The sequence below is a fragment of the Pantoea sp. UBA5923 genome, from assembly GCF_002431095.1.
Lineage (GTDB): Bacteria > Pseudomonadota > Gammaproteobacteria > Enterobacterales > Enterobacteriaceae > Pantoea > Pantoea piersonii.
In genome coordinates, this window is record NZ_DJDN01000022.1 from 1 (window position 1) to 12,163 (window position 12,163).

The window sequence follows — 12,163 nt, forward strand, 5'->3', positions numbered from 1 at the left end:
GATCTCGGTCGTGCGCCGACAGGCGGGCCTGCTTGACGTGGTGCTGGCGCCGGACTTCGCCCAGAGCCGTCGCGTGTGGCTCAGCTACACCGAAGCCAACAGCAGCGGCGAACTGGGCGCGGCGGTCGGCTATGGTCAGCTTAGCGAAGATAACCGACGTCTGATCGGCTTTAAAACGGTTATTCGCCAGACGCCGCTGCTGTCGGCGGGCAATAACCTCGGTACGCGCCTGGCTTTCGATGGCGATGGCTATCTCTATATTGCTTTCGGCGACAACTTCCACAGCAGCAGCGCGCAGGATCTCGACAAACTCACCGGCAAAATCCTGCGCCTTAATCAGGACGGCAGCGTGCCGAAAGAGAATCCTTTCGTCAGCCGCCGCGGCGCGCGACCTGAAATCTGGGCCTACGGCGTGCGCAATCCGCAGGGGCTGGCCTTTAATCCCTGGACGCAGCAGATGTGGGAGAGCGAGCATGGCCCGCGCGGCGGCGATGAGGTGAACATCCCGCAGAAAGGCAAAAACTACGGCTGGCCGCTGGCTACATGGGGCATCGACTACAACGGCAGTAACGTGCCGGAGTCGAAAGGCTCGCAGGTGGCGGGCACAGAGCAGCCGGTGTTTTACTGGAAACGGTCGCCGGCGATTAGCGGCATGGCTTTTTACAACAGCGCGCGCTTTCCACAGTGGAAAAATTCCCTGTTTATCGGCGCGCTCAAGGAGAAGAGCCTGATTCGGCTCAGCGTTAACGGCGATAAGGTCGTTGAGGTGCAGCGCCTGCTGGAGGATCGCAATGAACGCATCCGCGACGTGCGTCAGGGGCCGGATGGCTATCTTTACGTGCTTACCGACGACGATAACGGCAAGCTGCTGAAGGTGGGATTAGCGCAGGACGCCAGCGCGTCCCGCGGTTAATCAGCGCGCCCAGCGGCAGACTTCCCAGCCGCGCTTTAGCGCCTCCTGATGCAGCAGCGCATCGGGATTGATGACCAGCGCATGATCGGCCTGCGCCAGCAGCGGCAGGTCGTTCATGGAGTCGCTGTAGGCCCAGGTGCGCGCGAAATCACGCTCCTGCTGCAGCGCGCGCCAGTCGGTCAGCCGGGTGACTTTACCCTCTTTATAGGTCATGGTGCCGTAAGTCTGTCCGCTATAGCGGTCATCTACCACTTCGACGCCGATCGCCAGCGCGCCATGCGCGCCCAGCCGTTCAGCAATCGGCGTCACCAGATGTTCACCGCTGGCGGAGCAAATCACTACTCTGTCGCCGCGTTGCTGGTGCCAGTTGATGCGGTCGCGCGCTTCAGGATAGACGCGCGGCAGGATATCGCGATGGATCCAGCGACGCACCCAGCCCGCGACCGTCGGCGCCGCCAGACCGGCCAGTGGCGAGAGCGTCAGCGCCATGTAATCTTCCATCGCCAGGGTGCCAGCATAATATTGCGCCATCAGCGCCTGCTCTTCGGCCAGCAACTCTTCACGGGCAAAGCCCTGCGACACCAGCCAACGCAGCCACAGGCCGGTACTGTCTTCGCAGATGACGGTTTCGTCCAGATCGAATACGGCTAAGTCCATGGTGGGTCTCCTCTGTTGACTCACAACAGCCTGGCAGAATTTTGTGACGGTCTTAACCCTTCTGCGAAAAATCGGAATTTCACCGGCTTTTCTGTGCGGGCAGGCCGCGCGAAACTGGTCAGCGCCTCCGGCAACTGCCAGGGTTACTCTACTAAACTCTATAAAACTTTACGGTTGGGCGGTTTTTTTCATGCTCTGCAGAAGGTAGCGTTTCACTCTGTAGGTTTTTGCCTTAAAACCGCGATTTAACATGGAATTTCCTCGCACATGACAACTATTCTCTCTTCACGCCGCCTGCGGCATGTCGCCGCCGCCTCTTTACTGCTGTTTGTCGCGCCCGCCGCTTTTGCCGTGGATGCGCCTGCGCCGCCTCAGGTTGAGGCCAAAGCCTGGATATTAATGGATTACGCCAGCGGCAAGGTGCTGGCAGAGGGCAATGCGGACGACCGGCTCGATCCCGCCAGCCTGACCAAAATGATGACCAGCTATGTCGTTGGGCAGGCGCTGAAGTCCGGCAAAATCAAACGCGACGATATGGTGACTATCGGCCAGGACGCCTGGGCTACCGGCAATCCTAAGCTGAGAGGCTCGTCGCTGATGTTTCTCAAGCCCGGCGATCGCATTCCGGTTTCTGAGCTGAATAAAGGTATTGTTATCCAGTCGGGTAATGACGCCTGCATCGCGCTGGCAGATTATGTCGCCGGCAGCCAGGACGCCTTTATCGGCCTGATGAATAACTACGTTAAGGTGTTCGGGCTGAAAAACACCCACTTTATGACGGTGCATGGGCTGGATGCGGAAGGGCAGTACAGTACGGCGCGTGATATGGCACTGATTGGCCAGGCGCTGATTCGCGACGTGCCGGAAGAGTATGCGCTGAATAAAGAAAAAGAGTTTACCTTCAACCGCATCCGCCAGATGAACCGCAACCGGCTGCTCTGGAGCACCAACCTTCAGGTTGACGGCATCAAGACCGGCCACACGTCGGGCGCAGGCAATAATCTGGTGGCGTCTGCTACCGAAAACGATATGCGCCTGATCTCCGTGGTGCTGGGCACCGCTACCGACGCCGCACGTTTCCGCGAAAGCGAGAAGCTGCTCACCTGGGGTTTCCGCTTTTTTGAAACCGTGACGCCAATTAAGGCGGATAAGCCTTTCGCGCAGCAGCGCGTCTGGTTCGGCGATCGCAAAGAGGTCAACCTGGGCGTTGAGAAGGATGCTGCGCTGACGCTGCCGAAAGGGCAGATGAAGAACCTGAAGGCGAGCTACAACCTGACCACGCCGCAGCTTGAAGCGCCTTTAAAGAAAAATCAGGTGGTCGGCACCATCGATTTCCAGCTTGACGGCAAAACCATTGAGCAGCGTCCGCTGGTGGTAATGGAAGAGGTGCCAGAGGGCAATTTCTTCAGCCGCATCGTCGATTTCGTGCTGATGCAGTTCCATACGCTGTTCGGCAAGTGGTTTAGCTAACACGAGCGCGCTGTTAGCGCTGAGCAGACGCGGATGGCATGGGCCGATCGCAAAGTCGCTCACGGCATCCCTGCGCGCTCGGCCCGCGACATCCCGGTCGCGGGACGCTTTGCTCCTCTGCCCATGCAATCCGCTTTCAGGCCCGCGCACTGCCGGGCTGTTTAATCCTGAATCCAGCCCTTGCGTATCGGCAGGGCGAACAGCGCGCGGTAGGCGGCGTTAAAGGTCGCCAGCATGCGCGCGCCATAACCCTGCCAGGCGAGATGCGACGCCAGACAGCCGAGCAGCCCCACCAGAAACCCGCCCAGCATATCCATTGGCCAGTGTACGCCGAGATAGACCCGTGACCAGGCAATGGCGCTGCCGATAGCCATCAAAATGATGCCCGACCAGAGGCGATGCCAGAAAACAAACGCCAGCGCGAAGGTGAAAATCGTGGTGCCGTGATCGCTGGGGTAGGAGTCGTCAGGCGCATGATGCAGAAACTGATAGCCCAGCCCGATAGCGAAGGGGCGAGGATGCGGGAAAAGCTGGCCGACGCACCAGGAGATGGCCAGTGCGTAAATCAGCGCCATGCCGGTTTTCAGCACCAGTACGCGTTGGGATTTTAACTGATCGCGTGGCCCCCACAGCCAGAGCGCGACAATCAGCAGCGGTACGATAGCGATAAGATCTTTAGCAATAAAGGTCGCCAGCGCCAGCAGCCAGCCAGGCGAGTCGGGCGTCGCGTTTATGGATAAAAACAGAGAGTGGTTAAGCGCTTCCATAGTGGTTATAAAAATCCTCGTGTATGCCTGCACCCGTTCGCCGTTGCGCACAAAATGCCAATGAAAAGGCCTATTCTGGCGACGCCGCCGGACGGGAGATATTGCGCCAGCTCCTAAATGACGCGCAGGTTGCAGAACGGTTTAGGTTCGATGACGATGCGCGCATCCTTTGCCCGCTCTGCCTGTCACGACTGTAAAAATCGCAGGCATAAAAAAACCCGTCAGTAAAAAACTGGCGGGCTCCACAATTTGGGGATTTCAAAGAAAAGCAGTGGCACTTATTCAGACTCACCCTTAACAAAAAAGTTCTGGACTGAGTCAAAAAAATTTTATAAAGGCAAAAGCGGCCAGATAATCACAATCAGCGTACCGGCCAGCGTCAACAGAACGTTGGCGATGGCGTAAGTGCCCGCATAGCCCAGCGCCGGAATATTGCTGCGCGCCGTGTCGCAGATAATTTCCATGGCAGGGGCGCAGGTGCGCGCGCCCATAATCGCGCCGAACAGCAGCGCGCGGTTCATGCGCAGCACATAGGCGCCGAAGAGATAGCAGATCACCACCGGAAGCAGGCTCACCAGCAGGCCGCACAGCAGCATCAGCGCGCCTTCGCTGCCGAGACCGTGATTAATGCCGCTGCCGGCGCTTAAGCCGACGCCTGCCATAAACACCATCAGCCCGAACTCTTTCACCATGGTCAGCGCGCCCTGCGGGATATAGCCGAAGGTGGGATGGTTGGCGCGCAAAAAGCCGAGCATAATGCCGGCGAACAGCAGCCCCGCGGCGTTACCGATACCGAAGCTGAAGTTGCTGAACTGGAAGGTAATCAGGCCGATCATCAGCCCGACGATAAAGAAGGCGCAGAACGCCAGCAGATCGGTTACCTGGCTGTGAATGGCGATAAAGCCGATGCGGTCGGCCACGTTTTTTACGCGCTTCGCCTCGCCGCTGACCTGCAATATATCGCCTTTATGCAACATAATGCTGTCGTCGATCGGCATCTCAATCTGGCTGCGGATCACGCGGTTAAGGAAACAGCCGTGATCGGTCAGATTAAGTTTGCTGAGACGCTTATTCACCGCGTTGTGATTTTTCACCACGATCTCTTCAGTGACGATGCGCATATCGAGCAGATCGCGGTCGAAGACCTCTTTGCCGTTGCGGAAGCTGGCGTCGAGACGCGCGTGGGCGTCCGGATAGCCTACCAGCGAAATATCATCGCCGAGCTGCAGCACCGCGTCGCCGTCCGGACTGGCCAGAATGCCGTTGCGGCGAATACGTTCGATATAGCAACCGGTCTGGCGATAAATCCCCAGTTCACGCAGGTTTTTGCCGCCGCTCCACGCCACCAGCTCCGGGCCGACGCGATAGGCGCGGATAACCGGCAAAAAGACTTTGCGCTGGCTGTCGGCGTCAAGGCCGCGTTCGCGCGCGATTTGCTGCGCGCAGGTCGGCAGATCCTGATGCTGCAGACGCGGCAGGTAGCGCGCGCCGAAAATCAGGCTGACCAGACCCACCAGGTACGTCAGGGCATAGCCGAGGGAGAGATGATCCTGCATTAGCGCCAGCTGGCCGCTGTCGTTAATGCTCTGGCGCAGCGTATCGCCCGCGCCGACCAGCACCGGCGTTGAGGTCATAGAACCCGCCAGCATCCCCGCCGTCAGGCCGATATCCCAGCCAAAGAGTTTGCCGAAGCCCAGCGCCAGCAGCAGGGCGCTCACCACCATAACGATCGCCAGCAGAAAATAGTTTTTTCCGTCGCGGAAGAAAATAGAGAAAAAGTTGGGACCCGCCTCTACGCCGACGCAGAAAATAAACAGCATAAATCCCAGGCTTAATGCCTCGGTATTCATGACGAAATGTTGTTGGCCGAGTAATAAAGAAACAACTAATACACCGATGGAATTTCCTAACTGTACTGAACCCAGGCGCAATTTACCCAGGCACAGACCGAGTGCTAAAACGACAAATAATAACAGAACGTCATTTCCGCTTAACAAATCTGCGACGTTTATGTTCACTGTTTAACTTCTTGTTTACCTGTAAGCTATTGATGACAGGCCTGTTTTTCGCTATCTTGTGCAGGCCGCGCAGCGAGCCTGCTGTTTCATTTAAACAGGTCACTCTTAAACGGCAGGTATTCTAATCATAAAAATCACCCTCAGCCATTAGCTTAAAATTTCATACGGCTATCGGCCTGTTTCATTTTATTTCCACCAGAGATCGCGGCGAGTTGTTGTCATTGTGATGATTTTCAATAAGTGGGGTGATATGCCACAGCGTTCCTTACGCTGGACCAGTGCAATGCTTGGCGTTGTACTCTACAGCCTGGTGTTTATTTATTCTCATTACTACTGGCTGGCGGGCAATGCGCCGCTGCGAGGGCAGCCTGAGCTGCTGCTTTTTTTGCTGCCGGGCGCGGTCATGGCGCTGCTGCATACGGAGAGTCCGTTAAAAAGCACGCTGCTGATGGCGCTGGGAGGCACGCTGCTTGGCGTTCTGCTGCTGAATAACGCGCTGCTGGTGCACATCAGCTGGCTGACCCTGTCGGTCTGGAGCCTGAGTGCGCTTTTCTGGGCGGGCAGCGGTGCGCTGCTGGTACGGCTGGTGCGTATCGTCTGGCGCTGATGAGATAATGAAAAACGGGCCGATTCGGCCCGTTAAGAAAGCAGCTAAAAAATTACGCGCTCAGATTCTCTTTGGTCCAGGCAGCGAAATCGGTGTAGCCGCCGATATGCTGTTCATCAACGAAAATCTGCGGCACGGTGCTTACCGGTTTGCCCGCGCTTTTCTCCAGATCCGCTTTAGTAATGCCTTCCGCCTGGATATCCACATACTGGTAGCTAAAGTCGTCGCGCTCGGCGCTGAGCTTGTCGGCCAGCTCTTTTGCACGCACGCAGTAGGGGCAGCCAGGACGACCAAAAATCACAGTAACCATGAAACGCTCCTTAATTCAGGCTTGAAATGTGAACCATGTCACATAAGCTAGGGGTAGATGGACAACATGATGCCCGCTCGAACCGCTTAAAGAAAGCAGGAAATGCCTGTTAGTCTGATGCGCGTCGTCTATGCAAGATTGTGAAGCTTGACCATAATTGACGGCCTGAACCCGGTGCGACCCAGGAGAAAGCCCATGCCAAATCTGGCGCGTTTGCCCAAAGTTTTGCTGATTATGGAGGCGCTCGGCGGTTTGCTGGCGCTGTGTGCGCTGCTGCTGGCCAACAACTGGCTGTCGCTGCCCGGCCATGCCGACAGCAAAATGGTGGCGACCGCGCTGCTGATTATTGGCATTTTGCTGATGCTGCCCGCCGCCTGGCTGATGATGTGGCGCACCGCGAAAGCGATGGCGCCGCAGCTGTTTGGTCGCACCCTTAATAAAAATGAGACTCGCCGGAGACCTTAATGACACCGACTATCGATCTATTGTGCAGCCACCGTTCCATTCGTGCCTTTACTGAGCAGGCGATTAGCGCGGAACAGCGTGAGGCGATTATCGCCGCGGCGCAATCGGCCTCCACCTCCAGCTTTCTTCAGTGCTCTTCCATTATTCGTATCACCGATCCCGCGCTGCGCCAGCAGCTGGTCACGCTGACGGGCGGTCAGCAGTGGGTAGCGGACGCCGCTGAATTTTGGGTGTTCTGCGCCGATTTCAATCGCCATTTGCAGATCTGCCCCGATGCGCAGCTGGGACGCGCTGAACAGCTGCTGCTGGGCTGCGTCGATACCGCGCTGATGGCGCAGAACGCGATGGTCGCCGCCGAATCGCTCGGCCTGGGCGGCGTGTTTATCGGCGGCATCCGCAACAGCATCGCGCAGGTTACCGAGCTGCTCGGCTTGCCGAAATTCGTGCTGCCGCTGTTTGGCTTCTGCATCGGCTATCCCGCTGCGGTGCCCGATCTCAAGCCGCGCCTGCCGCAGGCGATGCTGGTGCATGAAAATCGCTATCAGCCGGTAGATCCGCAGGTGCTGGCCGACTACGATAGCCGCACGGCGATCTACTATGAGCACCGCGACAGCAATCAGCGCAGCGAAACCTGGAGCGAGCTGATTCAGCGTCTGATCATTAAAGAGACGCGCCCCTTTATGCTCGACTACCTGCACCAGCAGGGTTGGGCAACGCGCTAATCCACAAGAGGTTCGATGATGAAAATCGCCATCCTGTCGCGTGACGGGCAGCTTTATTCCTGCCGACGCCTGCGCGAGGTTGCCGAACAGCGCGGGCACGAGGTTCAAATCATCGATCCGCTCTCCTGCTACATGAATATCAATCCGGCGTCGCCGACGGTGCACTACCGCGGCGAACCCCTCGGTCATTTCGATGCGGTTATTCCGCGCATCGGGCCCGCCATCACCTTTTACGGTACGGCGGTGCTGCGTCAGTTCGAAATGTGCGGCAGCTACCCGCTCAACGAGTCGCTGGCGATCGCCCGCGCCCGCGACAAGCTGCGCTCGCTGCAGCTGCTGGCGCGTCAAGGCATCGATATGCCGGTGACCGGCTTCGCCTCGTCGCCGGACGATACCCAGGATCTTATCGCCATGGTGGGCGGCGCGCCGCTGGTGGTGAAGCTGGTGGAGGGCACGCAGGGTATCGGCGTGGTGCTGGCGGAGACGCGACAGGCGGCGGAGAGCGTTATCGACGCCTTCCGCGGGCTTAACGCGCATATTCTGGTGCAGGAGTTTATTCAGGAAGCGCAGGGTCGCGATGTGCGCTGCCTGGTGATAGGCGATGAAGTGGTGGCGGCGATTGAGCGTGAGGCGAAAGAGGGCGACTTCCGCTCTAATCTGCACCGCGGCGGCAAAGCGCATCCGGTGGAGATCACGCCGCAGGAGCGCGCCATGGCGGTTAAGGCGGCCGCGACGCTGGGGCTGGAAGTGGCGGGTGTGGATATTTTGCGCGCTCGTCGCGGCCCGCTGGTGATGGAGGTTAACGCCTCGCCTGGGCTGGAGGGGATCGAAACCGCCACCGGCATGGATATCGCCGGGATGATGATTAGCTGGACAGAGCGCAACGCTTTGCCCGGTTTCAGTCTTAAAACCGGCGGCTGACGCGCGCTTTTCAGCGGTTTTCGTAGCGTCATGCGTTTTTTTTCCGTAAGCTTAGTCGCCTGTTTATTCACCCCTTGGGACACTACGATGGATTCTCTTGTCGTTCCGGATATCGACCTGTTGCGTCGCTGGCTGGATCAGCAAAATATCACCTGGTTCGAATGTGATGCCTGTCAGGCACTCCATCTGCCGCACATGCAAAATTTCGATGGGGTGTTTGACGCCAAAATCGATCTGGTCGACAACGTTATTCTCTTCTCCGCGCTGGCGGAAGTGAAGCCGACGGCGCTGATCCCGCTGGTCGGCGATCTGTCGCAGATCAATGCTAGTTCGCTCACGGTAAAAGCCTTTATCGACATTCAGGACGACAACCTGCCGAAGCTGATTGTCTGCCAGTCTCTTGGTACTACCGCCGGCTTGACCTTCGGCCAGTTCGCCAGCTTTATGAAGCAGAGCGAAGAGCAGGTCTCCATGGTGATTATGGAGGCTTTCGCTAATAATTTGCTGATGATGGGTGAAGAGGAAGAGCGCACGCCTGCCAGCTTCAGCCATTCGCTGCTGCACTAGGCCAGCTGCTTTTCCCGTCTCGTTTTAACTGCCGCTTTATGCGGCAGTTTTCATTTCTGGCTTCGCCATTTTTTATTCTGCATTTTGCCCTTTAATGCCAGATATTTCTCGTGCTTTATGCCATTCCAGCCAGACCACATAGCACAAACATGCATAACCTGTCGCTAAAAGGCGTTTTTTACGCTGGGGTATGGTAGAGCAAAGGACAGGGGGCTATTCTTGCGGGGCTGCATGGTACGTGGATTCGCAGCGCAGGTATCAGTTTTTACTATTAAACTCTCAATGAATATTGATTCATTGTGTCTGTGAATTGACGCACAGCTCGCAGCGCTGGGATCAGGTCTGGCCAGGTTGTGACGATCCGCTCAGGAGGAAGTAAGAAGATGTTCAATCAGAAAAAATGGTTGTCAGCTGCGGTTACCGGCGTACTGATGGTCGCCTCAGCAGGATCGATGGCGGAAGATAAAACGCTGCATGTCTATAACTGGTCAGATTATATCTCGGCGGACACCGTTCCGAATTTTGAAAAGCAGTCTGGCATTAAAGTGGTCTACGACGTCTTCGATTCCAACGAAGTGCTGGAAGGCAAACTGATGGCGGGTAGCACCGGCTACGACGTGGTTGTGCCATCCTCCAGCTTCCTGGCGCGCCAGCTGCAGTCCGGCGTATTCCAGCCGCTGGATAAGAGCAAACTGCCAAACTACAAAAATCTCGATCCTGAGCTGATGAAGAAAGTTGCCCAGCACGATCCTGATAATAAATATGCGATTCCTTATCTGTGGGGCACCACCGGTATCGGCTATAACGTCGAGAAGGTGAAAGCGGCGCTGGGCGCTGATGCGCCGGTCAACAGCTGGGATCTGGTGCTGAAGCCGGAAAACCTGGAGAAGCTGAAGAGCTGCGGCGTTTCTTTCCTTGACGCGCCAGAAGAGATTTTCGCCACCGTACTGAATTATCTCGGCAAAGATCCCAACAGCTCCGACGCCAAAGATTACTCCGGCGCGGCGACCGATCTGCTGCTGAAGCTGCGCCCCAGCATTCGCTATTTCCACTCGTCGCAGTACATCAACGACCTGGCGAACGGCAATACCTGCGTCGCTATTGGCTGGTCCGGCGATATCCTGCAGGCGAAAAAGCGTGCTGAACAGGCGAAAAATGGCGTGCAGATCGCCTACAGCGTGCCGAAAGAGGGCGCGCTCGCCTTCTTCGATATGATGGCGATTCCGAAGGACGCGAAAAATCTTGATGCCGCCTACCAGTGGCTGAACTACATCATGGATCCGAAAGTCATTGCCGACGTTTCCAACAAGATGTCCTACGCTAACGGTAACAAGGCGTCGCTGCCGCTCATCAATGCTGACGTCCGCAACAATCCGGGCATCTTCCCGACGCCAGAAGCGATGTCGAAGCTGTTCGTGCTGAAAGTGCAGGATCCGAAGCTGGATCGCGCGCGCACCCGTGCGTGGACGCGAGTGAAAAGCGGGAAATAAACGGCTTTTTGCGCATTCGCAAGCTTACAACCTGGAACAGAGGCGCTGCGCTGGCCTCTGTTTTCTCTTTTTTAGCGGCTGGCTCAGCCGTTCCGCGTAGACCGGAGTGAACTGTTAGTGAACGACGCGATCCCTCGTCCCCCCCATAAAACCGCAAAGGCGTTAACGCCGCTGCTGGAGATCCACAACCTGACCAAATCCTTCGACGGGCAGCACGCCGTCGATGACGTCAGCCTGACCATCTATAAAGGCGAAATTTTCGCGCTGCTCGGCGCCTCCGGCTGCGGAAAATCGACGCTGCTGCGTATGCTGGCAGGGTTTGAGCCGCCGACCAGCGGACAGATCGTGCTGGACGGACAGGATCTCTCCCACGTTCCGCCTTACCAGCGTCCGGTAAATATGATGTTTCAGTCCTACGCGCTCTTCCCGCATATGACGGTGGAGCAGAACATCGCGTTCGGGCTCAAGCAGGACAGGCTGCCGAAGGGCGAAATTACGGCGCGCGTGCAGGAGATGCTGGCGCTGGTGCATATGCAGGAGTTCGCGAAGCGCAAGCCGCACCAGCTTTCGGGCGGTCAGCGTCAGCGCGTGGCGCTGGCGCGCAGCCTGGCGAAGCGTCCCAAGCTGCTGCTGCTCGACGAGCCGATGGGGGCGCTCGATAAAAAATTGCGCGACCGGATGCAGCTGGAAGTGGTAGACATCCTTGAGCGCGTCGGCGCGACCTGCGTGATGGTCACCCACGACCAGGAAGAGGCGATGACTATGGCGGGCCGCATCGCCATTATGAACCGCGGCAAGTTCGTGCAGATCGGCGAGCCGGAAGAGATTTACGAACATCCCACTACCGTTTACAGCGCCGAGTTTATCGGCTCGGTTAATGTCTTTAACGGCATGCTGCGTGAACGTCAGGAAGATGGTCTGGTCATCGACAGCCCAGGGCTGGTGCATCCGCTGAAGGTGGACTCCGACGTATCAGTGCCGGATAACGTGCCGGTGCATGTCGCGCTGCGCCCGGAAAAAGTGATGCTGTGCGAAGAGGTGCCGGAGGATGGCTATAACTTCGCCGTCGGCGAAGTGGTGCATATCGCCTATCTCGGCGATCTCTCTATCTATCATGTGCGGCTGAAAAGCGGGCAGATGATCAGCGCCCAGCTGCAGAATGCCCACCGTTTCCGCAAAGGTCTGCCGACCTGGGGCGATGAAGTTCGCCTCTGCTGGGATGTCGACAGCTGTGTGGTGCTGACGGCTTAAGGAGA

Annotated in this window: 13 protein-coding genes; 9 read left to right on the forward strand and 4 right to left on the reverse strand. The window is 57.4% G+C overall.

Going from position 1 to position 12,163, the window contains the following annotated elements:
- A partial coding sequence (locus B3797_RS05650; RefSeq protein WP_311790608.1) for a PQQ-dependent sugar dehydrogenase occupies positions 1 to 913 on the forward strand: 913 nt, incomplete at its 5' end.
- On the opposite strand, the gene B3797_RS05655 is transcribed toward B3797_RS05650, so the two are convergent.
- Positions 914 to 1,570: an HAD family hydrolase gene (locus B3797_RS05655; RefSeq protein ID WP_120451714.1), complete on the reverse strand. Its 657-nt coding sequence runs from the start codon at positions 1,568 to 1,570 to the stop codon at positions 914 to 916.
- A gap of 267 nt (positions 1,571 to 1,837) precedes the next feature.
- Here B3797_RS05655 and B3797_RS05660 point away from each other — a divergent pair, with 267 nt between their 5' ends.
- Positions 1,838 to 3,040: a serine hydrolase gene (locus tag B3797_RS05660; protein WP_311781887.1), complete on the forward strand. Its 1,203-nt coding sequence runs from the start codon at positions 1,838 to 1,840 to the stop codon at positions 3,038 to 3,040.
- A gap of 161 nt (positions 3,041 to 3,201) precedes the next feature.
- On the opposite strand, the gene ybjG is transcribed toward B3797_RS05660, so the two are convergent.
- Both ybjG and B3797_RS05670 read right to left on the reverse strand, forming a co-directional pair.
- Entirely contained in the window at positions 3,202 to 3,807 is a 606-nt protein-coding gene (gene ybjG, locus B3797_RS05665; RefSeq protein WP_311781886.1) for an undecaprenyl-diphosphate phosphatase, read from the reverse strand.
- A 329-nt stretch (positions 3,808 to 4,136) separates the two neighbouring features.
- A complete protein-coding gene (locus B3797_RS05670) occupies positions 4,137 to 5,825 on the reverse strand; it encodes an aspartate:alanine antiporter (RefSeq protein ID WP_120451720.1) in 1,689 nt (562 codons plus the stop codon).
- Between the two features lie 250 nt (positions 5,826 to 6,075).
- Between B3797_RS05670 and ybjM the strand changes: the two genes are divergently transcribed.
- Positions 6,076 to 6,432, forward strand: coding sequence for an inner membrane protein YbjM (gene ybjM / locus B3797_RS05675; RefSeq protein ID WP_311781885.1), 357 nt, complete (start codon positions 6,076 to 6,078; stop codon positions 6,430 to 6,432).
- Between the two features lie 52 nt (positions 6,433 to 6,484).
- Here the strand turns inward: ybjM and B3797_RS05680 are convergent, their stop codons facing one another.
- Positions 6,485 to 6,742 carry a GrxA family glutaredoxin gene (locus B3797_RS05680; protein WP_103795317.1) on the reverse strand — a complete coding sequence of 86 codons (258 nt, stop codon included), beginning with the start codon at positions 6,740 to 6,742 and terminating at the stop codon, positions 6,485 to 6,487.
- Between the two features lie 195 nt (positions 6,743 to 6,937).
- Here B3797_RS05680 and B3797_RS05685 point away from each other — a divergent pair, with 195 nt between their 5' ends.
- The 6 genes from B3797_RS05685 (at position 6,938) to potG (ending at position 12,158) form a co-directional block, all read left to right on the forward strand.
- A complete protein-coding gene (locus B3797_RS05685) occupies positions 6,938 to 7,207 on the forward strand; it encodes a DUF1418 family protein (RefSeq protein ID WP_311790609.1) in 270 nt (89 codons plus the stop codon).
- Complete coding sequence (nfsA, locus tag B3797_RS05690) at positions 7,207 to 7,929, forward strand: oxygen-insensitive NADPH nitroreductase (protein WP_311781883.1); 723 nt, start codon at positions 7,207 to 7,209, stop codon at positions 7,927 to 7,929. The genes B3797_RS05685 and nfsA overlap by 1 nt, the downstream gene beginning before the upstream one ends.
- A gap of 18 nt (positions 7,930 to 7,947) precedes the next feature.
- Entirely contained in the window at positions 7,948 to 8,850 is a 903-nt protein-coding gene (gene rimK, locus B3797_RS05695) for a 30S ribosomal protein S6--L-glutamate ligase (protein ID WP_311782252.1), read from the forward strand.
- Positions 8,851 to 8,937: 87 nt separating this feature from the next.
- Positions 8,938 to 9,417, forward strand: coding sequence for a YbjN domain-containing protein (locus B3797_RS05700; protein WP_120451725.1), 480 nt, complete (start codon positions 8,938 to 8,940; stop codon positions 9,415 to 9,417).
- Between the two features lie 383 nt (positions 9,418 to 9,800).
- Positions 9,801 to 10,907 carry a spermidine/putrescine ABC transporter substrate-binding protein PotF gene (gene potF, locus B3797_RS05705; RefSeq protein ID WP_311781882.1) on the forward strand — a complete coding sequence of 369 codons (1,107 nt, stop codon included), beginning with the start codon at positions 9,801 to 9,803 and terminating at the stop codon, positions 10,905 to 10,907.
- 117 nt (positions 10,908 to 11,024) lie between these two features.
- The gene (gene potG, locus B3797_RS05710; protein WP_158591212.1) at positions 11,025 to 12,158 is read left to right on the forward strand and encodes a putrescine ABC transporter ATP-binding subunit PotG; all 1,134 of its coding nucleotides are present in this window, start codon (positions 11,025 to 11,027) and stop codon (positions 12,156 to 12,158) included.
- Positions 12,159 to 12,163: the final 5 nt, after the last annotated feature.

Coding starts and splice junctions, on each gene's coding strand:
- B3797_RS05655 (WP_120451714.1), bottom strand. CDS start 1,570: ATGGACTTAGCCGTATTCGATCTGGACGAAACCGTCATCTGCGAAGAC.
- B3797_RS05660 (WP_311781887.1), top strand. CDS start 1,838: ATGACAACTATTCTCTCTTCACGCCGCCTGCGGCATGTCGCCGCCGCC.
- ybjG (WP_311781886.1), bottom strand. CDS start 3,807: ATGGAAGCGCTTAACCACTCTCTGTTTTTATCCATAAACGCGACGCCC.
- ybjM (WP_311781885.1), top strand. CDS start 6,076: ATGCCACAGCGTTCCTTACGCTGGACCAGTGCAATGCTTGGCGTTGTA.
- B3797_RS05680 (WP_103795317.1), bottom strand. CDS start 6,742: ATGGTTACTGTGATTTTTGGTCGTCCTGGCTGCCCCTACTGCGTGCGT.
- B3797_RS05685 (WP_311790609.1), top strand. CDS start 6,938: ATGCCAAATCTGGCGCGTTTGCCCAAAGTTTTGCTGATTATGGAGGCG.
- nfsA (WP_311781883.1), top strand. CDS start 7,207: ATGACACCGACTATCGATCTATTGTGCAGCCACCGTTCCATTCGTGCC.
- rimK (WP_311782252.1), top strand. CDS start 7,948: ATGAAAATCGCCATCCTGTCGCGTGACGGGCAGCTTTATTCCTGCCGA.
- B3797_RS05700 (WP_120451725.1), top strand. CDS start 8,938: ATGGATTCTCTTGTCGTTCCGGATATCGACCTGTTGCGTCGCTGGCTG.
- potF (WP_311781882.1), top strand. CDS start 9,801: ATGTTCAATCAGAAAAAATGGTTGTCAGCTGCGGTTACCGGCGTACTG.